The sequence below is a fragment of the Methylomonas koyamae genome, from assembly GCF_006483455.1.
Taxonomy (GTDB): Bacteria; Pseudomonadota; Gammaproteobacteria; order Methylococcales; family Methylomonadaceae; genus Methylomonas; species Methylomonas koyamae_B.
This window is the reverse complement of the sequence record NZ_PPPU01000022.1, coordinates 168,629-192,115: the sequence shown is the minus strand read 5'-3', so window position 1 is coordinate 192,115 and position 23,487 is coordinate 168,629. Positions and strand designations below refer to the sequence as shown.

General features: G+C 55.7%; 27 protein-coding genes and 2 tRNA genes. 7 read left to right on the top strand and 22 right to left on the bottom strand.

The annotated features are described in order from the left end of the window. Window positions 1-52: 52 nt before the first annotated feature. Genes kdsB through prmB form a run of 8 tightly spaced genes read right to left on the bottom strand, consistent with a single transcriptional unit; the run spans window position 53 to window position 6,264 of the window. The gene (gene kdsB / locus C2U68_RS13380) at window positions 53-823 is read right to left on the bottom strand and encodes a 3-deoxy-manno-octulosonate cytidylyltransferase (RefSeq protein WP_140912971.1); all 771 of its coding nucleotides are present in this window, start codon (window positions 821-823) and stop codon (window positions 53-55) included. Next, the gene (locus C2U68_RS13375) at window positions 820-1,011 is read right to left on the bottom strand and encodes a Trm112 family protein (RefSeq protein ID WP_140912970.1); all 192 of its coding nucleotides are present in this window, start codon (window positions 1,009-1,011) and stop codon (window positions 820-822) included. The genes kdsB and C2U68_RS13375 overlap by 4 nt, the downstream gene beginning before the upstream one ends. Next, window positions 1,004-2,008: a tetraacyldisaccharide 4'-kinase gene (gene lpxK, locus C2U68_RS13370; RefSeq protein ID WP_140912969.1), complete on the bottom strand. Its 1,005-nt coding sequence runs from the start codon at window positions 2,006-2,008 to the stop codon at window positions 1,004-1,006. The genes C2U68_RS13375 and lpxK overlap by 8 nt, the downstream gene beginning before the upstream one ends. After that, window positions 2,005-2,439 (bottom strand): ExbD/TolR family protein, encoded by a 435-nt coding sequence (locus C2U68_RS13365; protein ID WP_140912968.1) that lies wholly within the window; start codon window positions 2,437-2,439, stop codon window positions 2,005-2,007. Before C2U68_RS13365 ends, lpxK begins: the two co-directional genes overlap by 4 nt. After that, on the bottom strand, window positions 2,439-3,053 hold the full coding sequence (locus C2U68_RS13360) for a MotA/TolQ/ExbB proton channel family protein (RefSeq protein ID WP_140912967.1): 615 nt from the start codon (window positions 3,051-3,053) through the stop codon (window positions 2,439-2,441). The genes C2U68_RS13365 and C2U68_RS13360 overlap by 1 nt, the downstream gene beginning before the upstream one ends. Window positions 3,054-3,085: 32 nt before the next feature. After that, window positions 3,086-4,243 (bottom strand): MFS transporter, encoded by a 1,158-nt coding sequence (locus C2U68_RS13355; protein ID WP_140912966.1) that lies wholly within the window; start codon window positions 4,241-4,243, stop codon window positions 3,086-3,088. Then, entirely contained in the window at window positions 4,244-5,332 is a 1,089-nt protein-coding gene (gene aroC, locus C2U68_RS13350; protein ID WP_140912965.1) for a chorismate synthase, read from the bottom strand. Window positions 5,333-5,334: 2 nt separating this feature from the next. Next, window positions 5,335-6,264 carry a 50S ribosomal protein L3 N(5)-glutamine methyltransferase gene (gene prmB / locus C2U68_RS13345; protein WP_140912964.1) on the bottom strand — a complete coding sequence of 310 codons (930 nt, stop codon included), beginning with the start codon at window positions 6,262-6,264 and terminating at the stop codon, window positions 5,335-5,337. A 77-nt stretch (window positions 6,265-6,341) separates the two neighbouring features. On the opposite strand from prmB, the gene C2U68_RS13340 reads away from it, so the two are divergent. The 3 genes from C2U68_RS13340 to C2U68_RS13330 all read left to right on the top strand — a co-directional run bounded on the left by C2U68_RS13340 (window position 6,342) and on the right by C2U68_RS13330 (window position 9,000). Further along, window positions 6,342-7,220: an HDOD domain-containing protein gene (locus tag C2U68_RS13340; protein ID WP_140912963.1), complete on the top strand. Its 879-nt coding sequence runs from the start codon at window positions 6,342-6,344 to the stop codon at window positions 7,218-7,220. A 121-nt stretch (window positions 7,221-7,341) separates the two neighbouring features. Next, on the top strand, window positions 7,342-7,683 hold the full coding sequence (locus tag C2U68_RS13335) for a hypothetical protein (RefSeq protein WP_140912962.1): 342 nt from the start codon (window positions 7,342-7,344) through the stop codon (window positions 7,681-7,683). Between the two features lie 69 nt (window positions 7,684-7,752). Then, the gene (locus tag C2U68_RS13330; protein WP_140912961.1) at window positions 7,753-9,000 is read left to right on the top strand and encodes a hypothetical protein; all 1,248 of its coding nucleotides are present in this window, start codon (window positions 7,753-7,755) and stop codon (window positions 8,998-9,000) included. Window positions 9,001-9,006: 6 nt separating this feature from the next. Here C2U68_RS13330 and C2U68_RS13325 read toward each other — a convergent pair whose 3' ends face one another. The 3 genes from C2U68_RS13325 to C2U68_RS13315 form a co-directional block, all read right to left on the bottom strand. Continuing rightward, window positions 9,007-9,192, bottom strand: coding sequence for a YbdD/YjiX family protein (locus C2U68_RS13325; protein ID WP_140912960.1), 186 nt, complete (start codon window positions 9,190-9,192; stop codon window positions 9,007-9,009). Continuing rightward, window positions 9,182-9,556, bottom strand: a complete 375-nt coding sequence (locus C2U68_RS13320; protein WP_140912959.1) for a PilZ domain-containing protein — start codon at window positions 9,554-9,556, stop codon at window positions 9,182-9,184. Before C2U68_RS13320 ends, C2U68_RS13325 begins: the two co-directional genes overlap by 11 nt. A gap of 90 nt (window positions 9,557-9,646) precedes the next feature. After that, entirely contained in the window at window positions 9,647-11,908 is a 2,262-nt protein-coding gene (locus C2U68_RS13315) for a DNA internalization-related competence protein ComEC/Rec2 (protein WP_140912958.1), read from the bottom strand. A gap of 231 nt (window positions 11,909-12,139) precedes the next feature. Here C2U68_RS13315 and C2U68_RS13310 point away from each other — a divergent pair, with 231 nt between their 5' ends. Then, complete coding sequence (locus tag C2U68_RS13310) at window positions 12,140-13,456, top strand: PepSY-associated TM helix domain-containing protein (RefSeq protein WP_140912957.1); 1,317 nt, start codon at window positions 12,140-12,142, stop codon at window positions 13,454-13,456. A 694-nt stretch (window positions 13,457-14,150) separates the two neighbouring features. Here C2U68_RS13310 and ftsH read toward each other — a convergent pair. The 9 genes from ftsH to rpoH all read right to left on the bottom strand — a co-directional run bounded on the left by ftsH (window position 14,151) and on the right by rpoH (window position 19,438). Further along, window positions 14,151-16,079, bottom strand: coding sequence for an ATP-dependent zinc metalloprotease FtsH (gene ftsH / locus C2U68_RS13305; protein ID WP_140912956.1), 1,929 nt, complete (start codon window positions 16,077-16,079; stop codon window positions 14,151-14,153). Window positions 16,080-16,191: 112 nt separating this feature from the next. Next, on the bottom strand, window positions 16,192-16,323 hold the full coding sequence (locus C2U68_RS21830) for a phage integrase central domain-containing protein (protein WP_409563857.1): 132 nt from the start codon (window positions 16,321-16,323) through the stop codon (window positions 16,192-16,194). Window positions 16,324-16,441: 118 nt separating this feature from the next. Next, on the bottom strand, window positions 16,442-16,624 hold the full coding sequence (locus C2U68_RS21825) for an Arm DNA-binding domain-containing protein (protein WP_222101907.1): 183 nt from the start codon (window positions 16,622-16,624) through the stop codon (window positions 16,442-16,444). 141 nt (window positions 16,625-16,765) lie between these two features. Next, a complete protein-coding gene (locus tag C2U68_RS13290; RefSeq protein ID WP_260839353.1) occupies window positions 16,766-16,963 on the bottom strand; it encodes a tyrosine-type recombinase/integrase in 198 nt (65 codons plus the stop codon). 68 nt (window positions 16,964-17,031) lie between these two features. Beyond that, window positions 17,032-17,604, bottom strand: coding sequence for a site-specific integrase (locus C2U68_RS21635; protein WP_260839352.1), 573 nt, complete (start codon window positions 17,602-17,604; stop codon window positions 17,032-17,034). Then, window positions 17,541-17,897, bottom strand: coding sequence for a phage integrase central domain-containing protein (locus tag C2U68_RS21820; RefSeq protein ID WP_409563856.1), 357 nt, complete (start codon window positions 17,895-17,897; stop codon window positions 17,541-17,543). Before C2U68_RS21820 ends, C2U68_RS21635 begins: the two co-directional genes overlap by 64 nt. After that, complete coding sequence (locus tag C2U68_RS21630) at window positions 17,786-18,280, bottom strand: integrase arm-type DNA-binding domain-containing protein (RefSeq protein ID WP_260839351.1); 495 nt, start codon at window positions 18,278-18,280, stop codon at window positions 17,786-17,788. The genes C2U68_RS21820 and C2U68_RS21630 overlap by 112 nt, the downstream gene beginning before the upstream one ends. A 168-nt stretch (window positions 18,281-18,448) precedes the next feature. Beyond that, window positions 18,449-18,533: transfer RNA gene (locus tag C2U68_RS13280), tRNA-Leu, on the bottom strand. Between the two features lie 50 nt (window positions 18,534-18,583). Next, complete coding sequence (gene rpoH / locus C2U68_RS13275) at window positions 18,584-19,438, bottom strand: RNA polymerase sigma factor RpoH (protein WP_140912955.1); 855 nt, start codon at window positions 19,436-19,438, stop codon at window positions 18,584-18,586. Between the two features lie 234 nt (window positions 19,439-19,672). On the opposite strand from rpoH, the gene C2U68_RS13270 reads away from it, so the two are divergent. The 3 genes from C2U68_RS13270 to C2U68_RS21625 all read left to right on the top strand — a co-directional run bounded on the left by C2U68_RS13270 (window position 19,673) and on the right by C2U68_RS21625 (window position 22,447). Beyond that, window positions 19,673-21,337: a glutamine--tRNA ligase/YqeY domain fusion protein gene (locus C2U68_RS13270; protein ID WP_140912954.1), complete on the top strand. Its 1,665-nt coding sequence runs from the start codon at window positions 19,673-19,675 to the stop codon at window positions 21,335-21,337. A 10-nt stretch (window positions 21,338-21,347) separates the two neighbouring features. After that, window positions 21,348-22,235, top strand: coding sequence for a fructosamine kinase family protein (locus tag C2U68_RS13265; protein ID WP_140912953.1), 888 nt, complete (start codon window positions 21,348-21,350; stop codon window positions 22,233-22,235). Window positions 22,236-22,318: 83 nt separating this feature from the next. Further along, entirely contained in the window at window positions 22,319-22,447 is a 129-nt protein-coding gene (locus C2U68_RS21625; protein ID WP_260839350.1) for a hypothetical protein, read from the top strand. Window position 22,448: 1 nt separating this feature from the next. Here the strand turns inward: C2U68_RS21625 and C2U68_RS13260 are convergent. Beyond that, window positions 22,449-22,535, bottom strand: a tRNA-Leu gene (locus C2U68_RS13260). 112 nt (window positions 22,536-22,647) lie between these two features. Further along, window positions 22,648-23,451, bottom strand: coding sequence for a tRNA pseudouridine(38-40) synthase TruA (truA, locus tag C2U68_RS13255; RefSeq protein WP_140912952.1), 804 nt, complete (start codon window positions 23,449-23,451; stop codon window positions 22,648-22,650). Between the last annotated feature and the right edge of the window lie 36 nt (window positions 23,452-23,487).

Sequence of the window (23,487 nt, the reverse complement as noted above, 5' to 3'; positions counted from 1 at the left end):
CAAAAATTCTTACACCCTCGCCAGGTGAACATAAATGTGTTTCGTATCAACTCTAAATAGTTGATTGCAAACACCTGGAAACCCTCACCAAATCCTCCTCCGTATCCACCCCCGCCTCCGGCGTCTTGTCGACGATCTTTACCAATACCTTTTCGCCGTGCCACAGAATCCGCAATTGCTCCAGCGATTCGACACTCTCCAGCGGCGAGGCGGACCAACTGCAATAACGGTTCAAAAAACCCACGGTATAGGCATACATGCCGATATGTCGTAAATGCGGTAACGCCGCGGACTGAATATCATGCTGGTCGGGAAACGTGGCGCGGTTCCAAGGAATCGGTGCCCGGCTGAAATACAGGGCATAGCCGTTCTTATCCAACACCACTTTCACGGCGTTGGGATTGAAGATTTCGTCGGCGTCCAAAATCTTGGCCGCCAAGGTAGCAATGCCGGCCTGGTCTTGTCCGGCCAACGCCAAGGCCGCGTCGCGGATGTAGGCCGGCGGAATCAGCGGCTCGTCGCCTTGCAGGTTAACCACGATTTGATCGTCATCCCAGCCCATGATGCGCGCCACTTCGGCAATACGTTCGGTGCCGGATTGGTGATTGGGATCGGTCATTACCGCCTGCAGGCCCAGATTGCCGACCGCAGCGAAAATGCGCTGATCGTCGGTGGCGACGACCACTTGCCCGGCGTCGGCTGCCAGCGCCCGCTCGCAAACGTGGACGATCATCGGCTTGCCGGCGATGTCCAGCAGCGGCTTGCCCGGCAAGCGGGTGGAGCCGTAGCGGGCCGGAATCACGACCTTGAAGCCGGCGCTCATTTTTTCAGGGCTTCGGCTTCTTCGAAACTCAGTTCGCGGGCTTCGTCTTCCAGCATCACCGGAATACCGTCGCGGATCGGAAACGCCAGTTTGTCGGCCTTGCAGATCAACTCTTGCTGGTCTTTATCGTAAATCAGCGAGCTTTTGCACAGCGGGCAAGCCAGAATATCGAGCAATTTTTTATCCATGGGTTTTGGTTTTCAATAGTTTTAAGAGCTGTTGAGAAAATGCCTCGGGCAATTCGGCATCGATGGGTAAATACCAGAAATTATCGGCGGCAAAGGCGGCGCATTTGACGGCGTCTTTCTCGGTCATGACCACCGGCCGCTGGTCTTTGAACTGCAAGTCGGCAGCGCTAAATGGGTGATGATCCGGGAAGGCATGGGTTTCGCAGACCAGGCCGGCCTCGGCCAATTGGTTAAAAAAACGCTTGGGATTGCCGATCGCGGCCACGGCATGGACCGCTAGGCCTTTAAACTCGGTTAAAGGCCGGCTTTCGCCGGTTTTTAAGTTGACCAATTGCAGACCGACGCATTGCATCGCTATCTCGCCTTCCAGCAATTCCAATGGGCTGTTGACCACCACCAGATCGACTTCCCGCACGCGTTCGGGCGGTTCGCGCAACGGGCCGACCGGCAGGCAATAGCCGTTGCCGAACCGGCGCTGGCCGTCGATCACGATAATCTCGATATTGCGTTCCAGCGCGTAATGTTGCAAGCCGTCGTCGGAAATAATCACATCACAGTGATGGTTAGCCAGCAGATGTTTGGCGGCTGCCGGCCGGTCCCGGCCGATCGCCACCGGGCAGCCGCAACGGCGGGCCAACAACACCGGTTCGTCGCCGACGCTGGCCGGGTCGCTGTCCGCTGCGACCAGTTGCGGGCCTGAGTCGGTTTTGGCGCCGGCGTAACCGCGACTGACCACGCCGGGTTTATAGCCTTGCCGGCGCAAAAATTCGACCATCCAAACCACCAACGGCGTCTTGCCGGTCCCGCCGACCGTGATGTTGCCGACCACGATCACCGGCACCGGCAGTTTGGTTTTCTTCTTGATACCAACCCGATAAGCGAAACGGCGCAAGCGCACCGCATCGACATAAAGCATCGACAGCGGCATGAACCAGGCCGAGATATACATCTCGCCATACCAGGCATCTTCGAACCATTTCACGAGTTTTTTGTTCATGGCTGTTCCGGCTGATTGACGGCAAAGGTAATGTGATGGAAACCGAGTTGGTTGGCCACATCCAAGGCACTGACCACGGCTTGGTGCGGCGCCTTGCCGTCGGCGCTGATGATGAACGGCAAGTGCCGAGTTTCGCCGGCAAACTTAGCCAGCGCCGCTCTCAGGCCGTCCAGGTTTTGATTGACCAGTTCGTGAAATTGGTTGTCTTCGCCGGACAAGGAATAAACGCCCTTGGCGTCGACATACAAATTGATGGTTTTGCCCGGCTCGGCCGCTTCACTACCCTGCGCTTCCGGCAAATTGATCTTTAGCTCCGAATGGTGGCGGAATGTCGTCGCCACCATGAAGAAAAGCAGCAGAACCAGCAACACGTCGATCATCGGAATCAAACCGATTTCCACTGGCGCGCGGCGACGGCGGCGAAATTCCATTACACGTCCTCTCTGGCGCCTTGCATGATGTCGACCAGACGCAACGATTCCTCTTCCATCCGCACCACGTGGTCGTCGACCAGCCGTTCGAAATAACGGTGAAAAAACAGGCTGGGTATCGCCACGGTCAACCCGGACGCGGTACAGATCAAGGCTTCCGAGATACCGCCGCTCAACACCGCCGGGTCGCCCATGCCGCCGACCGCGATATCGGAAAACACCCGAATGATACCGTCCACAGTACCCAACAAACCCATTAGTGGCGTGATCGAGGCGATGCTGCCCAGGGCGTTCAAATAGCGTTCCAGTTCGTGAGCGACTTGGCGACCGACTTCCTCAATACTGGATTTCATGATCTCGCGGCCGTGTTTGCGGTTAAGCAAGCCGGCGGCCAGTATTCGCCCTAGCGGCGAACTGAGTTTGATGCGGCGGATGGTGGCTTCGTCGAGCTTGTTCTCGCGATGCAATTGCCAAATGTACGGCACCAGCTCGGCCGGAAGAATGCGTTTGCGTTGCAGCGACCAGAATCGCTCGCCGATGATAGCCATCGCCACAATCGAACACAAAATGATCGGCGCCATCATCCAGCCGCCGTTTTTGATAACCTCGAACACTTGATAACCCTTGTTAGTAAATCGTCACAATTTTAACCCAATCCGGGCCGCGATTCCCGCGCCAGACCCAGGAAAGCGATCAGCCAAGCCACGCCGCAAACCAGGGCCGCAATCACGTAAACTTCGCGCCCGCCCAACACGTCCCAGAAATAACCGCTGTACAAACTGCCGACCATGCCGCCGACGCCGAAACTGGCACTACTGTACAAGGCCTGACCTTTGCTCTGGTGGCGTTCGCCGAAATAATGGTAGAGCAACTGCATTGCCACGACATGGGCGACGCCGAACGTGGCGGCGTGCAGCAGCTGTGCGGCGACGGTCAAAATCAACGAGCCGACGCCGTCGGCAATCAACAGCCACCGCACCACGCTGAGTGCAATCGCCCACAGCAGCAAGCTGCGTGGCTTGCAACAACTCAACAGGCGGCGCATCGCCAGAAACAGCAGAATTTCGGCGCCAACTCCGGCGGCCCATAGCAGGCCGGTTTCGCTGGCGCTGTAACCGTGTTGCTGCAAATATACCGAATAGAACACGTAATAAGGACCGTGAGCCACTTGCAACAACAGATAAACCAGCAGAAACGCCAGCAACTCCCAGCGCAATAATACCTGCCAGATACCCGGCCCGGCTTGGCCGCGATCGATACGAGGCCGGGCTTCCGGGGTCAGTAGCGCCGCCAGCCAGTTCAACAACATCAAACCGCCGATGATCAACGGCAAGTTGGCGATACTGAAATAATCGAGAAAACGGCCGATGCCAAGCACCGCCGCAATGAAACCGATCGACCCCCACAAGCGGATCTGGCTGTAACGCTGCGGCTCGGCCTGCAAATGAAACAAAGTTGCCGCTTCGAACTGCGGCAGCGTCGCATTCCAGAAAAAGCTGAAGCCGACGGTGACCAACGCAAACCACCAGTAGTCGTTGCGGAACAAAAACCCGGCAAAACTGGACGCCGCCAGCAGCAGCGTCAGCCGAATCAAACGCAGATTACGGCCGGTTTTGTCGGCCAGCCAGCCCCAATAGTTCGGGGCGATGATTTTGGTCGCCACCATCAGCGCGGTCAGTTCGCCGATCTCATCGGCGGCAAATCCGGCCTGCTTCAGATATAAGCTCCAGAACGGAAGAAACGCTCCGAGCGTCGCGAAGTAGAAGAAATAAAAGCCGGATAGCCGCCAATACGGGACTGGCATCTAACGCAAGACAGGCAAACCGCAGTCGACGTGCAAATTTTGGGCGCGATGGCGCAGCAAGTGATCCATCAATACCAAGGCTACCATAGCTTCCGCAATCGGCGTGGCGCGGATGCCGACGCAAGGGTCGTGGCGGCCTTCGGTGATGACTTCGATCGGTTCGCCTTGGGTGTTGATGCTGCGGCCCGGCAGGCGCAGGCTGGAGGTCGGCTTCAACGCAATCCGGGCGACGATGTCCTGGCCGGTGGAAATACCGCCCAAAATGCCGCCGGCGTGGTTACTCAAAAACCCTTCCGGCGTGATTTCATCGCGAAACTGAGTGCCTTTGGTGGCGATGCAATCGAAACCGTCGCCAATCTCGACGCCCTTGACCGCGTTGATGCTCATCAAGGCGTAGGCCAGTTCGGCATCCAGCCGGTCGAAAATCGGCTCGCCCAAGCCCGGCGGCACCTGGCTGGCGACGACTTCGATTTTGGCACCGATCGATTCGCCTTCCTTACGCAGCGCGTCCATGTATTTTTCCATTTCCGCAACTTTGCCGGCGTCTGGGGAAAAAAACGGGTTATTGCCGACTTCGTTCCAGTCGAAACTTTCGATCTTGATCGGCCCGAGTTGCGACAAATAACCGCGCACCTGAATGCCGTGTTGCTGGAACAGATATTTCTTGGCAATCGCGCCGGCCGCGACCCGCATCGCAGTTTCCCGCGCCGACGAGCGGCCGCCGCCGCGATAGTCGCGGATACCGTATTTGTGGTGGTAGGTGTAATCGGCATGACCAGGGCGGAAGCTTTCGGCGATTTTGCCGTAATCCTTGGAGCGCTGATCGGTATTCTCGATCAACAAACCAATCGGCGTGCCGGTAGTTTTACCTTCGAACACGCCGGACAGAATCTTGACCTCGTCGGCCTCGCGGCGCTGGGTGGTATGGCGCGAGGTGCCCGGTTTGCGCCTATCCAGATCGATCTGCAAATCGGCTTCGCACAATTCCAGTCCCGGCGGGCAGCCGTCGACGATCGCCCCCAGCGCCGGGCCGTGGCTTTCGCCGAAGGTGGTAACGGTGAACAGTTTGCCTATGGTATTTCCGGACATGGTTAGAGCGCGTTGGTAAAGAGTGAATGGTAAGTGGAAACTTGTTCGGCGGTCAGCAGAAACACGCCGTCGCCGCCATGTTCGAACTCCAGCCAGTGGAACGGTACTTCCGGGAACATCTCCTGCAAGGTCTGGGCGCTGCTGCCGACTTCGACCACCAGGATACCCTGCTCCGCCAGATAGCGCTCGGCATCGACCAAAATTCGCAGTACCAAATCCAGGCCGTGTTCGCCGCCTTTGAAACCCAGCGCCGGTTCGGCATGGAATTCCGGAGGCAGGCTTTCCCACTCGGCAATCGAAACGTAGGGCGGATTGCTGACGATGATGTCGTAAGGTTTGGCCGGCAGACTATCGAATAAGTCCGACTGGTAGAGCTGCAATTGCTCTTGCAACTCGTGCTGTTCCAGATTGATGCGGGCCACGGCCAATGCGGCGTCGGACAGTTCCACCGCATCGACTTGCGCTTCCGGGAAGGCATAAGCGCAGGCGATGGCGATACAGGCGCTACCGGTACACAAATCCAGAATATTGAATACTTGGGTTTCGTCGACCCAAGGCTCGAAGCGTTCGTTGATCAATTCCGCTATCGGCGAGCGCGGCACCAGCACCCGCTCGTCGACGTAAAACGACAAACCGGCAAACAGGGCTTCGTGGGTCAAGTAAGCGGAAGGCTTGCGTTCGACGATACGCCGCTCTATGAGTTCGACCACTTGCTGGCGCTCGGCCATCGTCAATACGCTATCCAAGTAACTATCGGCCAGATCGTAGGGCTGGTGCAAGGTATGCAGTACGATTGCCGCGGCTTCGTCCAGCGGCGTTGCGGTGCCGTGGCCGAGAAATACCTTGTGTTCGGCAAAGCGGCTGGCGGCCCAGCGGATGTAATCTCGAATGCTGCTCAGGGTTGTAATAACATCCGGGCCTGTTATAGTCATAGCGTATCCGTGTGTAAAAAATGCAGCGGCGGATTTTAAACCAAACCCTTGCCGCTTGTCCGAATTAAGCAATGTCCATGACCGAGGCCGCAACCCATCCGCTCAGCGCCAAGCTGGCGAAAAACCGCTTGTACCAGGATTGCTTCAAATACATGCAATCCGATTCGCTGGCCTTGCCCACCATTCCGGACGTATCGCTGAAAATCCGCCGCGCCATCAACGAACCCAGCGCCAACAGCAACAAGATCGCCCGCGTGGTGCAAATCGACCCCAGCATCACCGCCCGCCTGGTCAAGATCTCGAACAGCCCGCTCTACCGCGGCCGACGCCGCATCGAAAGCTGCCCGGAGGCCTTGACCCGACTCGGCTTGAAGGCAGCGCAAGACATTATCACCGCGTTTGCCTTGAAAGCCGTGTTCAATGCCCGCTCGCCGGTGATCCGGCGCAGAATGCAGGAGCTGTGGGCCCACAGCAGTTACGTGGCGGCTATCAGTGCGGTACTGGCGCATAAGACGCCGGGCTTCGATCCGGACCGGGCCATGCTGGCCGGCCTGATCCACGACATTGGCGTGGTGCCGATTTTGGCATATGCCGATAGGCAACCGGACATTCTGGATAATCCGGGCGACCTGGCCGAAGCCGTGCGGGAATTACGCAGCCCGATCGGCGTGCAGATCGTGCGCAAATGGGACTTCCCGGCCGACTTCGAGGACGTGATCATTCACGCCGAAAACTGGCGGCGCGACAGTGGCGAATCGGCCAGCTACAGTGACATCGTGATGATTTCGCAATTGCACAGCTTCATCGGCAAAGTCGACGTCAAACAAATGCCGAAGATGGACGAACTACCTGCGTACAAAAAATTGGCGGCCGGGAACCTGGACGCCGATCTGAGCATCAATATTCTCGACCAGGCCAAGGACGAGATCGAACATATCCGGCAAATGCTCAGCTAAGCTGCCGTTTTTTGTACCGGCGATTGGCATTGGCGCCGGGTTGCGGAATAATCCCGCCGGCAACCCCCGCGGCCGCTTGCGGCCGATAAATTTCCGTTTAAATCCGTCATGGAGACAGCGAATGAAACTGACCGTTTTAGCGACGACCGCCCTGCTGGTGTCCAGCAGCATCACCACCGCCGGTACTTTGGGCAACGGCACTTGGGTTCCGGCCGCTTGCGGTACGCCGCCGGAAACACCGGTCGTCGATGACAGCGATGTCGATGCTTTCAATAAAAGCATTGCCGCAATCAACACCTGGCAACAAAAATCGCGCGACTATTTCGAGTGCATGATCAAAGAAGCCAATACCGACAATGCCACCATCGCCGACAGCGCCAACCAGGCTCAAGCCAAATATCGGGAAACCGTCGAGAAAGTCGGTGCCCAAGCCGACGCGGCGAAGAAAAAGCTGGATAAGTAACGCCCGCTGCGGAAAACCGCGCCTGCCGTCGGCATCAACCAAGCAACCCTGCCCGTAAACGCAACACACATGAAAATACTCAAACTGAAGCTGCCGATTCTGGCGCTTGCACTGCTGTCGTCCGGCTGCGCCAGTATCGGCAAAGGCATCACCGAAGCCATCCTGGAAAAACAGGAAGAAGAAGATACCCGCATCTGCGAGATCAAAGGCGAAAAATTCAGCGGCATCAAACCGCAGTTGGAAATCGCCAACCGGAAAATGAAATTGTTGATGGTGCACGGCGTCGGCAACCATTTGCCGGGCTATTCCACCCAGTTCATGGAAAAGCTGGCAAAAGAATTGGACCTGACCGTCACCTCCCGCAACATCAAAAACATCCGCTTGACCGATGCCAAGGAGCCGGCAAGGCCGTTGGGCAATTTGCGCATCAACCGCTATCTGAATGCCGACCGGACTCAAGAGATGCTGTTTTACGAGCTGACCTGGTCCGAAATCAGCGCCAAGGACAAGGAAGTGCTGTCTTACGACAATTCCGGGGAACAGTCTTTCCGCCGCGCCGAAGTCAACGACTTATTGAAGAAGTTCTCCAACGATACCGGTCCCGATCCGATCATCTACCTGGGCGAGAAACGCGAAGACATCCTGTCGGCCTTTGCTCAATCGTTTTGCTGGATGATCCAAGGCGATTGGAACAGCCTGCCGGACGATGTCCAACAAAGCTGTTCCACCAAAAATGTTACACCGTTTTACAACGACAGTTACGCCTTCGTCTCGCATAGTTTGGGCAGCCGGATCACCATCGACGGCCTGCAACATCTGGCGTCGAAACTGAGCAACGGCGATACCGCCAGCTATTACACCGCGCTGACCAATGTCTTGAAAAACAAGGAAGTGCCGATCTACATGATGTCCAACCAATTGCCGATGTTGCAGTTGGGGCGCAGCCTACCGGAAGTCGCCAACCAAGCCGAGGCCTATTGCAACAGCAATGGCGCCAAATACGGCGAACGGATACTCGCGAAAACGTCGGTGATTGCATTCAGCGACCCCAACGATCTACTCAGTTATGCGATCCCGCACGACTTCGTCAACAAGTATCTGGACTCGCGACTGTGCATTGATGTCACCAACATCAACATCAACGTAGCCCGGGTTTACGATGCGTTCGGTTTGGGCAAGCTTGCCAACCCGATGGATGCCCACATCGGCTACGATACCGACGAGCGAGTGGTGGCGATGATCGCGAAAGGTATCGCCAACGACAAAACCGCGCCCGTCGTCAACGAACGTTGCCATTGGATACAGACCATCGATTGACGGGCGTCAGCAGCAGCGTTTGACGCCGCTCCATTTGCGGCGGGTTTCGGCGGCGAAAAACGCCTTGCGGCTGAGCGGTTCGGCCTGTTGGCCGGCATGCTCGGCCTGCCAATGGCGCAAATAGCGCTGGTAGGCCGCATCGCCGTTCAGAGTGCGCCAGACCTGCAACCACGCTTGCGAATCAAATTTCATGAACCGCTTCCGGTTGCGGCGCCAGTTTGACGCATTCGAACATCAGATCGTCCAATTCGTGTTCTTGGTGCCTGTCGGGGTCGTATTGCAAACCGCACTCTTGTTCTTCCTGAATATGCTTGATGGTGCCGTGAATCGACACCGGTATTCCCGACTCCGGCAATACAATCGAAATACGTAACTCGGCCTCTTCGATAGCTTGACCCAACGGCTCCCGCAAACGGATTTTGATTCCGCTGTAACTCATATCCACCACTTGACCGTCGATGACGATTTCCCCGCCGGGCGGCGGCGGATCGATAATAATGTGGGCGACTAATCCGGCCGGATTAAAACGTATTCTGCTGCGGTTTTCGTTCTGCACGAATCGGTACTCCTGTGTTCGGTTTGCCAGAGTATAGGCACAAACCTCCGGCCGGCACAATTCATCTCGGCTTCCCGGCTAACCTTCCGGCTAGTCCGAATGCCAATAGCGCCGTCGCCGTGGCCGCTCCGCCACCGGAGACTGGCCGCTGCTCACGATATCGATTGCGCCCAGCTCAGCGGTATTCATCACCGTAGCCGGGAGTTGCCGATAACGTTCCAGCACTTGGCGATGGGGAAAGCCGAAACGGTTGGCGTAACCGGCCGGGATCAACACCCATTCGGGCTTAACCGCATCCAAAAACGCCTGGGTCGATGAGGTCTTGCTGCCATGGTGCGGTGCAACCAATACCCGACTGGCTAACTCGCCGCCGTAAGTCGCAGTCAACCAGGCTTCGGCAGTCTGCTCTATGTCGCCGGTCAGCAGTGCACTCTGTCCGGCCGCGATGACCTGCAATACGCAGGAATTATCGTTTTCTTTATTGAATGCCGGCTGCGGCGGCGCCAACATCCGGAAACGCACATCGTCCCACAGCCATTCCTGCCCGGCCCGGCAATAACCGGCACGCTCGCGCTCGGCCCACTCCGGAACGCTGCTCAGCAGGCGCTCTACCGGCAGTTCGGCCAGTACCGATTCGGCACCGCCGCTATGGTCGTTATCACCATGACTGACAATTAGCGCATCGACCTTGGCAATACCGCGCAGACGCAGGAAGGGCAACACTACCGATTCCCCCATATCGGAAAATTCGGAATATTTGGCCCCGGTGTCGAACAGCAACACGTGGTTAGCGGTCCGCACCACCGTAGCCAGGCCCTGGCCGACATCCAACAGCGTCAAGCCGAATTCACCGGACTTGGGTTTGTCGATAGCGGGAAAAAATAATGGAATCAGCAGCAACGGACTCAGCTGCCGCCCCGGAAAGCCGCGCGGCGCCAACGCCAGCAGAATGCCGATTGTCGCCAGTGGCAGTGCGTACCAGGGCGGCGACGCTAAACTCAATTGCGACAAAGGCAGTGCTGCCAGATGCTGCAATAGCCACCACAAGCCCTGTAATACCGAATCCGCCACCTGCAATAAAATGCTCGCAGCAGCCGGCCAGACGAACAACAGCGCGATAGCCAACAATGCCAACGGTACCACCACGATTCCGATCAGCGGCACCGCCAACCAGTTCGCCAGCGGCGCGATCAAGGACACCTGTTGGAAAAACAAGACCAATAGCGGCGCCAGGCCAAGCAAACTGGCCCATTGCGCCACGGCCAAATCCCGCCAATAGGCGGGACGCGCCAGCCGTCCGACCGAGACATACATCAATAAGGCCACAGCCACAAACGACAACCAAAAGCCGACTGACAAAACCGCCAACGGATCGGCAAGCACGACAGCCAACAAGGCCCACAGCAGCACCTGTGTCGGTGCCGGATTGCGTTGCCAGGCAATTGCCGCCAGCGCCACGCCAAGCATGATTACCGCCCGCTCCGTCGGCGCCGAGAATCCGGCCAAACCGGCATAGAACAGCGCCGCCAGCCAAGCAACCGGCGCGGCGGCCGATTGCGGCGAAATGCCGAGCAAACCCAAGTTAATCCAGATTCGCCGCGTCGCCAGATAGAACCAGCCGGCAATCAGGCCGATGTGCGATCCGGAAATAACGATTAAGTGTACGACACCCGTGACGCGGAAGATTTGCCATTGCTGTTGGCTGATTGCGTTCTGGGTGCCGATGGTCAATGCCTTTATCACGCCAAGTTGCGAACTTCCCGGCAATGCCGCGTCGATTTTGTCCGCGATCAGATTGCGGCAGACTGCAAGATAGCGGCCCAGGCTGGCGCTGTCGGCGATCCGCTGCGGCGGCGGCTTGCTCTTGACGTAACCCGTGGCGCCAATGTGATTGGCAAACAGCCAGGCTTCGTAATCGAAACCGCTGGGATTGAAACGGCCATGGGGTTTTCGCAACTTGACCTGAAACCGCCAACTTTGCCCCGCCTTCAGTTCGAACTCCGGCGTATACCAGGACAAGCGCATCTTCTCCGGAACCGCATCCGGCGCGCTCGTAACCACAAAATCGAAACCGGTTCGATGTTCCTGAACCTGGGGCAGACTGGCGATGTAGCCCTCGACTTCTATTTCGGTATTTTGGTAACGGTCCGGCAATTGTTGAGCCAAACGCCAAGCGCCGAATGCGCAAGCCCAAGCCAGGCCAAGCGACAAACTCAACACGGCATAATGGCGCCTGACGCAGGCCAGCAGCGCGAGCGCCGCCAAGCCGAGCCATTCCGCCGAATTCGGCAAGCGGCTGAATTGCTGAACCGCAACAATGCCGGCAAAAAACGCCAAGCTGTAGCCGGTCATTGTTGATTTTCTCCCGGAACAGCCGGTGCCGATTTGCTTTTTAACTCTACCATCGAATCTATGCGGCCAAACAATCCGGCCAGTCTAGTCGATTTTTCGGCCAACTGCGGCAAGGAAACGCGTTAAACTGCGCCGATTTTTTTCGCGGTGTCGGCGTCTCGAAGCGAAAACGCCGAGCCGGCCCCGATTCGCCTGGCCGTGTACGACCTGCAATATAGCGCAAACCCAACCATGCCTGAACCGTATTACCCACTGATCGTCCGCCCCCGCTTTATCGTCAACGCCCGAAAATTTTGGCGCCAGTGCCATTTGTTATTGGCGCTGGGCTTGGGATTGGTATTTGCGCTGATCGGCCTGACCGGCAGCCTCAGCGTTTACCGCGAGGAACTGGACAGCCTGTTCAATCCGCAACTGCGGATCGACATTCCGCGCGATGGTGCGCCGCTGCCACTGGATAAAATCCTGGCTTCGTTACGTACCGCCCATCCCGACCGCCACGGCGCCTGGACACTGGAAATGCCGCTCGCGCCGGACCGGCCGCTGACCGCCTGGTTCGACAAACCCAAGGAAAGCGTCGACGCGTTTTACGCACCATTGATGGTTTCGATCAACCCCTACACTGGAGCGGTGTTGGACAGCCGATTGTGGGGCCAGACCTTCGCCACCTGGCTCCTGGACCTGCACGCCCAACTGCAACTCGACGCCGCCGGCCGTAACGCGATGGCCATTCTGGGCAGCTTGCTGATGCTGTCTACCGTCAGCGGCCTGTATTTGTGGTGGCCGGGCTGGCGAAATCTGGCCGGCGCTTTCCGCGTCCGCCGCGATGGCAGTCTGATCGGGCTGATATTCGACCTCCACCGCTGGTTAGGCTTGGCAGCGGCCGGATTTTTGCTGTTGCTGGCGTTCACCGGCCTCCATTTGGCTTATCCGCCGTTACTGGAAAGCCTGACTTCGGCCGAAGGCATGGGCCACGGCGACGCCGGCCCCAACGTGCGCAGTACCGCGGTTCCGAACGATAGGCCAGTATCGGTAGGCGAAGCGATTTTGGTCGCCCGCGGACCGTTTCCCAGTTCCGAGGTCAGGCGAGTAACCACGCCGGCCGGCGAACTGGGCGTGTATCGGGTCAATCTGCGCCAGCGCGACGAAATCAACCAACACCACCCGTTTACCACAGTCTGGGTCGACCGCTGGAGCGGACAAATCCGAGACGTCCGCAATCCGCACCGGTTCTCGATGGGTCAGACATTCACGGTCTGGCTTTGGCCCTTACACACCGGGGAAGCCGTCGGTGGCGGCGGCCGTTTTCTATGGTTCTGCGCCGGACTGACCCCAACCTTGTTGTTCGTTTCCGGCTTACTGCATTGGCTATATCGGCACGGCTGGATAGCGGACCGCCAGGTCGACTGGGCAGCGCTGGCCGATAGAACCAGACGCAAAACCGCTGGCTCTGCAAGACGGATTGGCGCCGCTTGGGCCGCCCTCCGGCCACGGATTCAAACCTGGAGTGGCAACGCCGCTCGAGAAATATTGAATCGATTGCGGCATTAACCGAAAAGCCCAGTGTATATGGCGTTGACGACATACGGGCCGGTATTGAATTTGGGAACGACAGGCTTTGGATACCAACCTGCCGTCCGTGTCGGCGACAACCTATCTTCTATCGGCCCTAAGTATCGATGACAATGGCTTGCCGCAATGAGCGCAGACGAAACTTCCGGTCGGCAAGCCCATTACCAATTCTTTTGCCAGAGACGAATGGCTGCAATCGCCGCCGTGATTCTTATTTGATGTGTCGTTTTTCTTGGTGTCCATAATCTTTGGCCTCGCTATCGCTAAAATCACAATTCTTAAAGACTTTCCCTACACACCGACACCAAGCAAAATATGTGCACTTACCAAATAAGCAAGAAAAAATAACCACTTTATGTGACGAGCCTCACACGAAACAGGTCTTTGTTACAGAAATATGTAAAAATTTCCGACTAGTCATAAAGCCTTATCCGGCTAAACAAATATGCAGAAACAATCGTCACCAACTCGCTCTGCAAATACCAGAAAACTGATTATTCAACAAACACTTGTAAAATTTTTCGACAATAAACTTCAATAATCTTCATGTTGAATGTATCGCCTGATCCCGGCACCAGCGCCGTTCACGGTCAGCAGATATGTTCAATCCGGCGACATACGAAAGCCGCCGGACTGCCAGGCATCCCTTTCAGCGTAACAAAAGGCTACGCCGCTACGCGCCGATCAACTCCAACATCTCTTCTCGCTGTATTACTTCCCGGTCTTGCAACAACTCGGCGAGCCGATCCAACTGGCCACGCTTACTGGTCAGAATTTTGTGGGCCCGGCGTTCGGCATCTTCGACCAGCTCGCGAACTTCGGCATCGACCACCCGCGCGGTTTCTTCGCTGTAGTTACGCTGTTCGGTAACGTCTCCGGCCAAAAACTGCAGCTGCTGGCGTTGGCCGTAAATCAACGGCCCCAGCTTTTTACTCATGCCTAAATAACACACCATGTTACGGGCAATTTCGCTGGCTTTTTCCAGGTCGTTTTGGGCGCCGGTGGAAACGCTCTGCAACGCCAGCTGCTCGGCCACCCTTCCGGCCAGCAGTATGGCGATTTGGTCTTTCAGTTCCGCTTCGGTGGACAGGTATTTTTCTTCGACCGGCAGCTGCAAAGTAAATCCCAGCGCTGATACGCCGCGCGGAATGATCGAGATTTTGTGCACCGGCTGGCCGGTCGGCACGTTCTCGGCAACCAAAGCATGGCCGGCTTCGTGGTAAGCCACCCGGCGTTTTTCCTCCGGGCCGAGCACACGGTTTTTCTTTTCCGGCCCGGCCATAACCCGGTCGATCGCCGCTTCGAAATCGGCCATGTTTACGGTGTCGCGGCCGGCCCGAGCGGCCAGGATCGCCGCCTCGTTGGCAATATTGGATAGATCGGCACCAACGAAACCGGGGGTGCGCTTGGCAACGATGGTCAGATCGACGTCTTTGTCCAGTTGCATGCCTTTAGTGTGCAATTTCAGGATTGCCACCCGATCCAGTTGATCGGGCTTGTCGACCACGATTTGCCGGTCGAAACGGCCGGCGCGCAACAAGGCCTTGTCCAGAATTTCCGGCCGATTGGTCGCTGCCATCACCACAACGCCGGAAGTGGCGTCGAAACCGTCCATTTCGGTCAATAATTGGTTCAAGGTTTGCTCGCGTTCGTCGTTGCCGCCCATCACCACCGGGCCGCCGCGAGAACGGCCGATCGCATCCAGTTCGTCGATGAAAATGATGCAAGGGGCTTTCTGCCGGGCCTGTTCGAACAAGTCCCGCACCCGCGCCGCGCCGACACCGACGAATAATTCGATAAACTCGGAAGCGCTGATATTGAAGAACGGCACGCCGGCCTCGCCGGAAACGGCCCGCGCCAGCAAGGTTTTCCCGGTACCCGGCGAGCCGACCAGTAATACGCCTTTCGGCATCCGCCCACCCAGCTTTTGCAATTTTTCCGGCGCTTTTAAAAATTCGATGGTTTCCTTAAGTTCCTGTTTGGCGCTATCGGCGCCGGCTACATCGTCGAACGTAGTTTTCGAGGTTTCCTGCTGGATGCGCATTTTGTTGCCCAGATTCAGAAAACCGCGACCGCCTCCACCGGCCATTTTCGGTAACAGCCACATCCAGATGCCGGCAAAAATCGCGATTGGAATGATCCAATTGAACAACAAGCTGCTGGCCCAGTTGTCGCCGCTCCTGACCACATATTCCACCTTATGCGCCTGCAGGTTTTTGACCAGCGACTCGTCCCACAACGGTATCGTGAAAAATTGCTTGCCGATCTTTTGGTCTTCCTGCTTCAAGGTGCCGTTAATGAAGCGCTGGGTCACGACCGCATTTTCCACTTTGTCTTCATTGACCAGATTGATGAACTGGCTATACGGGATTTCCCGACCCTGGATACGTTCACCGCCGGCAAAAATCGACAACAGGAAAATACCTAAAAGCAGATACAACCAGAATCGCGATTGCTTCGGCGCGTCGCTACCGGATTGGCCGGCGCCATCCTCGCTTTTGGCATTAAAAGCGCGCCAACGCCCCTGTAGCCAAGCCCAGGCCACATTCAGCCATTCGACCGCAAGCCGGTAAATCTCGCCGATTTTTTGCTTATCTATCATGACCTTCGCCCTCGTTAGTTTCTTATTCGCAAAATACTCTACTCCACTTTTACCGTATTTTATCGACTTATCAACTAGCGGCTTTCTCCGCCGTCACTCGCGGCGCGCGGTCTCATTGGTTTTTGATAATCAGCGGCTGGACGATGGTGAAAACATCTGGCGATTTAACATCGCCAATCGGCAATTGCCCGATCGCCGGAAAGACGTATAACTCGAAGCGGCGCTGTTTCTTTTGCTGAGTAATGTCTCGGACAGTGTGAGCGGTCGACGCCAGCCATTCTCGGGTGACATATTGAAGCTGTTAATCAACACAGGCCGGCATCGAGGTGCCTTTCCTGTTCTAACACCCCTGTTTGGGGGGGTTATGGGCTTTCGAATTTTGCTGGAATCGCTGCCGTTGACCACAGGCGCACGGGCTTATCCGTTTTACGCCTGGCATCGGTTAAGCTGGTTGAGGGATAAACGCCAAGAGAAATCGTTTTTCGGCGGACGTCGATGGAATAATCGAATCGCCACCATTTGGCGCCGTTGGTCTTAACCAGCAAATACAATCCAGAACCGTCGTTTAGCAGGTTGGTGAAAAACCATATTTGAGACGCTAATTTTGCTCAATCGAACCAACATTTAGTAGGAAAGCGGCTTAATCGTCACTAAATATAGAGTCATTCAAAGCCAAAAAGAGTTTTTCACCAACCTGTTAGCCCATCCAAATAATCCGCCCAGTGCTGCATCATCTTGTGCCGTTCCGGTAAATGCGCTGTCCTGTTGTAAGCACGGCCGTTGGGATCTCGGACCGCGTGGGCGAGCTGGTGTTCGATAAAGTCCGGACGCACGCCTAACACTTCGTCGAGGATGGTTCTGGCCATGGCTCGAAAGCCGTGCATCGTCATTTTGCCCTTCCCTATCGGCAGACAATAAACGATTTCAACACCCCGAAAAACTTCAGCACAAACTAAGCCTGAAGCGAAAATTGGATAACCGTCGCCCTGTCCCGTAGCGCGTCAAGATAATCCGCGCAAGCCTGCATCATCCGCCGGCGTTCGTCCAGATATTGCGCCCGATTACAGGCGGCTCTGACTTGGTCTTTCGGCATGTGGCATAGCTGCCGCTCGATGGCATCAGGCGACCAGCCTTGTTCGTTGAGTAAGGTTGACGCCGTCGTTCTAAAACCGTGGGCGCTCATTTGGTCGCTTTCGTAACCAAGGGTTTTCAGCGCGGTGCGAATGGTTCCGTCGGACATCGGCCGGCCGTCGCCGCCGCTGGACGGGAAAACGTATCGGCCGGCCCCGGTTAACGGTTTGATGGTTTCCAAAATTTCGACCGCTTGCAGCGATAACAGAACAATGTGTAGCGTTTCGGTTTTAGTGACGAGGTAACGCCATTCCTTTGCCGCCAGATCGACATCTTTCCATTCCATTTGCCGAATTTCTCCCGGCCGCTGAAAAAGGTAAGGCGATAGCTTTAGCGCGGATTGCACCACGAATGCGCCTTTGTAGTGCGCGATGTCCCGCAGTAACTGGCCCACTTCTTTAGGCTCGGTAAGCGCGGCGTTGTGCTTCGCCTTTTGCGCCGGGATTTTAGCAGTAACCGCTTGGGCCGGATCGTAGTCGGCAAAACCATGGGCGATGGCGGATGCGTAAACGGTGCTGATGTCGGCACGTACCCTGTGAGCAGTTTCCAGTTTTTTTTAATTATCAGTGGTCGGATCACGGCAAAGACTTCGGGCGATTTAACTTCCCCGATCGGCTTTTGGCCAATTTCCGGAAACACGTAGAGATCGAAGCGGCGGATTTTCTTTTGGTGAGTAATATCGCGCACGGTATGCGCCGACGATTCGAGCCACTGTCGGGTGATGTGATCGAAGCTGTTGGCGATAGGCAGGCCGGCTTCGAGCCGGGTTGATTTTCGGCGACTTGGGCAATTTCAGCCCTGGATTGCTTTCTGATTTCGCTTGGATCGATGCCGTCGGCAAAATTGTTTCGGGCTTCTTCAGCTTTGCGCCTGACATTTTCCAACGTGGTGTCCGGATGCACGCCAAACAAAAGTTTTTCGCTTCCCTTCGAAGGTGAAGATGAACTTCCATATTTCGGTGCCGTTTTTTCCGACGACCAGATAAAGCCCTCCCCTTCGTTGATAAAGCATTCTTTATCGCGAGGCTTTGCCGCCCTGTAAACCGTGTCTTTATTGAGATGGAACGCCATTGTGCGTCTTCAATCGTGTCCTCGGTGAGAAGCATTATAGAAAAGGACACAATGAAGGACACACTTTTGGTGTGTATGCCCCCTACATTTCGTTGAACAATAAAAAACCCGCTAAGCCTTGAGGCTCGCGGGTTTTTAAATTTCTTTGGACTACCTTAGATAGGTAGGTGGTACCGAGGGTCGGAATCGAACCGACACTCCCGAAGGAACCGGATTTTGAATCCGGCGCGTCTACCAGTTTCACCACCCCGGCAAAGAAAGCGTCATTATACTGAAATATTCAGAAATGACAAATGTTTTTTATCAAGCTTCTAATGTCACCGCCGCTCGGAGTTTCTTCATCGCGTTTTGCTCAAGCTGCCGAATCCGTTCTGCAGATACCTGATACCGATCGGCAAGCTCGTGCAATGTAGCTTTTTCTTCGACCAACCACCGGCTAGCCAGAATATCCCTACTTCTTTCGTCCAGCCCCGCCATGGCATCCATCAGCAGCTCTTCCTTGCGACCTTCCCAGTCGCTGGCTTCGAGCATTAATGCCGGGTCGGCGCCGTGTTGTTCCAGGTAGGCAATCGGGGCCTGCACCTGATCTTCGCTATCGTCGCCAGTGGGCTCCAGCCCCACGTCGCGACCGTCCAGCCGCCGCTCCATCTCGTAGACGGTTTTGACGTCTACGTCCAGATTTTCGGCAATCGCTTCGGCATCTTCCCGCGTTAGATAGCTCAATTCCTTTTTGAATTTACGTAGATTGAAAAACAATTTACGCTGCGCTTTGGTTGTGGCGACTTTGACGATACGCCAGTTCCGGATCACATATTCGTGGATTTCGGCTTTGATCCAATGGACCGCGAACGACACCAAACGTACGCCCATGTCGGGGTCGAATCGTTTGACTGCTTTCATCAAGCCGATATTGCCTTCCTGCACGATATCGGCCATCGGTAGACCATATCCGGAGTACCCGCGCGCCACGTGGGCGACAAACCGCAGGTTCGTCATCACCAATTCGCGCGCTGCTTCCAAATCACCACGATCGCGGTAACGTAAAGCCAGTTCCTGCTCCTGTTCGGCGCTGAGTTTGGGCATCTGCGCAATCAGGTTCAAGTATGAATCAAAAGTCCCAACCGACAAATTGATGGGTAAAGCCAAGCTGTTACTCATATCTTCCTCGATTTTTCTGAAAAATTAGACATGTCCGAATTCTAGCACTCGTTTAACAAGAGTGCTAATAATTTAACAATTTCTTTATATATCAGTTAGATAAACCATTTTCCAGCTTCTATCGCGGTTTGCATTCGCCTTTACGGGCTCACGACAAACTCGTTAAAATGACCGGACGCTTAGCTTTTATCAGCGTTCTCGCAAAAAATCTAAAACCTCAACTCGCATCCGAACATGTCCGCCAACGATAACAGCACCGCCGCGCCTAATTTCATTCGCCATATTATTGCCGCCGACTTGGCTTCCAACAAAAACCAGGGCAAGGTTGCCACCCGCTTCCCGCCAGAGCCTAACGGCTATCTGCATATCGGCCATGCCAAATCGATCTGTCTGAATTTCACTCTGGCACTGGAAAACAAAGGCACCTGTAATTTGCGCTTCGACGACACCAATCCGGAAAAGGAAAGCGTCGAGTACATGGAGTCGATCGAGCGCGACGTCGCTTGGCTTGGGTTCAAATATGCCGGCAAATTCCACGCCTCGGATTATTTTGAACAGCTCTACGACTACGCGGTGCAGTTGATTAAACAAGGCGACGCTTATGTCGACAGCTCCAGTTCAGAACAAATGCGCATGGACCGCGGCACCTTGACTCAACCGGGCAAAGAAAGCCCGGATCGCAACCGCAGCATCGATGACAACCTGGATTTATTCCAACGCATGCGGGCCGGCGAGTTCAGCGACGGCCAATATGTGCTGCGCGCCAAAATCGATATGGCGTCACCGAATATCAACATGCGAGATCCGGTGATCTACCGCATCCGCCGGGTACACCACCACCGCACCGGGAACGCATGGTGCATCTACCCGATGTACGACTACACCCATTGTTTGTCGGATATGCTGGAAGGCATCACCCACTCGATCTGTACTTTGGAATTCGAAGACCATCGACCTTTGTACGACTGGGTGTTGGATAAATTGAACACACCTTGCCATCCGCAACAAATCGAATTCGCCCGCCTGCAATTGGAATACACCATCGTCAGCAAGCGTAAACTGCTGCAATTGGTCACCGAGAAGCATGTTTCCGGCTGGGACGATCCGCGGATGCCGACCATTTCCGGCCTACGCCGCGCAGGTTTCACCCCGGAAGCGATTCGCGATTTCTGCGAACGGATCGGCGTGACCAAAAACGATTCCTGGATCGAGATGGGGGTGTTGGAAAACTGTATCCGCGAAGATTTGAACGAGCGGGCACCGCGCGCGATGGCGGTGTTGCGGCCGCTGAAAGTGACGATCAGCAACTGGGAAGACGGCAAAACCGAAACCTACCAGATTGCCAACCATCCGCAAAAACCGGAAATGGGTAGTCGCGAAGTTCCGTTCGGCAAAGTCATATTGATCGAACAAGACGACTTCATGGAAAATCCGCCCAAAGATTTCAAACGCCTGGTGCCGGGCGGCGAAGTGCGCTTGCGCGGCTCTTATGTCATCAAATGCGATGAAGTAATCAAAGACGCTACCGGCAATGTTGTCGAACTCATTTGCAGCTACGACCCCGCAACCTTGGGCAAAAACCCTGAAGGCCGCAAAGTCAAAGGCGTCATCCATTGGGTATCCGAGGCGCATTCCATCCCGGCGGAATTGCGTTTATACGACCGCTTGTTCAGCCACCCCAACCCGGACACGTTGGACAATTTCCTCGACGGCATCAATCCCAACTCACTGGAAATCCTTAACGACTGCCGCCTGGAAGCCAGCTTAGCCAAGCCGGCACCGGACACGCGCTACCAATTCGAACGCACCGGATATTTCTACCTGGACGACCTGGATAGCAAAGCCGGCAAATTGGTATTCAATCGTACCGTGACCTTACGCGACAGCTGGGGAAAATAAGGGCCTGCCGATGTCGGACCGATTGCAACCCTTGATGCGGCATCTGGCGCAATCGACCGGACAAAATCTGGCCGAAGCTCGCCTGACTAGCGTCGGCGGCGGCGACATCAATTCCGCTTATCGGTTACAAAGCCGGGGTATCGACTGGTTTATCAAACTTAACCAAGCGGAATTGGCCGACATGTTTGCTGCCGAAGCCGTCGGCTTGACCGAATTGGCCGGTATCGGCGCTGTTCACATCCCGAATGTGGTCTGCCATGGCCAGCATCAGCAATACGCCTACCTGGTTTTGGAATACATCGAACTGCGCTCCTTGTCAGCCGGTGCTGCCGCACTATTCGGCGAACAACTGGCCCGCATGCACCTCCAACCGCAAGCCTACTTTGGCTGGAGCATCGACAACACCATAGGCTCAACTCCTCAATACAACCCGAGGCATCATGACTGGATGGAATTTTGGCGCGACCAGCGCCTGGGCAAGCAATTGCAACTCGCCGCCGAGAATGGCCATCGCGGCACACTGCAAAAACAGGGGGAAAAACTTCAGGAACGGCTAAACAGCCTATTCGACAGCTATCGACCGCAACCATCCCTATTACATGGCGATTTATGGGGCGGCAACGCTGCCGCCGACAGCCAGGGGAAGCCGGTAATGTTCGATCCGGCCTGCTATTACGGCGACCGCGAAGCGGATATTGCCATGACCGAATTGTTTGGCGGTTTCGGGCGAGAATTCTATTCGGCGTACCAAGCGTACTACCCTTTGGATCCGGGCTACAAAGTCCGCAAAACCTTGTACAACCTCTACCATATTCTCAACCACTTGAATTTGTTCGGCTCGGGCTACTTAAGTCAAGCTGCCCGGATGGTAGAACAATTACTAGCCGAATTGAAATAATCCTGCCGATGACGCCTCGTTAATAGCCCCGCATAACGGCCCGAGCAAGCCTGCACACATACTCCGCCGGAAACAACAAACACATGGAAACGAAAAGAAATCAGGAACTTATTGACCGGCAATTTGCGCTGACCTCACAAATTGAGGACAACCTACCAGCTAAAAGGGGAAAAAACACTGCAGAAGAAAGACCATTTATCCGGAAAAAATAAATGGTGCCGAGGAGAGGACTTGAACCTCCACGGGGTTACCCCCACTAGCACCTGAAGCTAGCGCGTCTACCAATTTCACCACCTCGGCTGAGTCAAGTGAAGTCCACATTGTATAGATCGCCAGCGCACATGTCAACTCAGATCTACCTAAATAACGAATGGCTGGCCCCGTCCAGCAAACGCCGGCTAAACCGTTCGCGTCAATCAAACCGCTTGGCGTTAGCCGGCAACTTATCGAAAAGCGGATGTTTGGCAATACCGTATTGGTGTGGGTAATACACCGCGGCCAGATGAAGGCCGTTGGGCGGCGCCGTCATTGCAGCTCTAGTACGGTCCTTGGCGACCAATAGCTCGGCAGTCCAATCCTCAGGCTGTTTACCGCTACCGATTTCGATCAATACGCCGGCGATATTGCGCACCATATGATGCAAAAAGGCATTGGCGCATAAATCGATCACCACTCTCTCGCCGTCGCGGTAAACATCGATGAAGTACATCAATCGGTTCGGACTGACCGATTGACAGCTTTGGGCGCGAAACGAGGAAAAATCGTGTTCGCCGAGCAAATGCTGAGCGGCTCGGTGCATACGCTGCTCGTCCAACGGCCAATAGCACCACGTCGCCTGATTGCGCAGCAGGGCCGATTTTGTCTGCCGGTTCAAAATCACATAGCGGTAAGCTCGGGCAATGGCGCTGTACCTGGCATGAAAGTCGGCAACTGCCGGCTGCGCCCAGGTAATCCGTATATCGTCCGGCAAATGGCTGTTGCCACCCATCAACCAGCCGCGCAAATCGCGCTGCACCGGGCTATCGAAATGCACCACTTGTTCCAGCGCATGGACGCCGGCATCGGTGCGGCCAGCGCATAACACACTGATCGGCGCGCAGGCGATTTTGCTCAAGGCACGTTCCAGTTCGCCTTGCACGGTGCGCTTGCCCTGCTGCCATTGCCAGCCGGCGTAAGCGCTGCCGTCGTATTCGATGCCTAAAACAATGCGATTCATACAGGTGGCACGCCGTGATCGACAGGTACGCTTCGC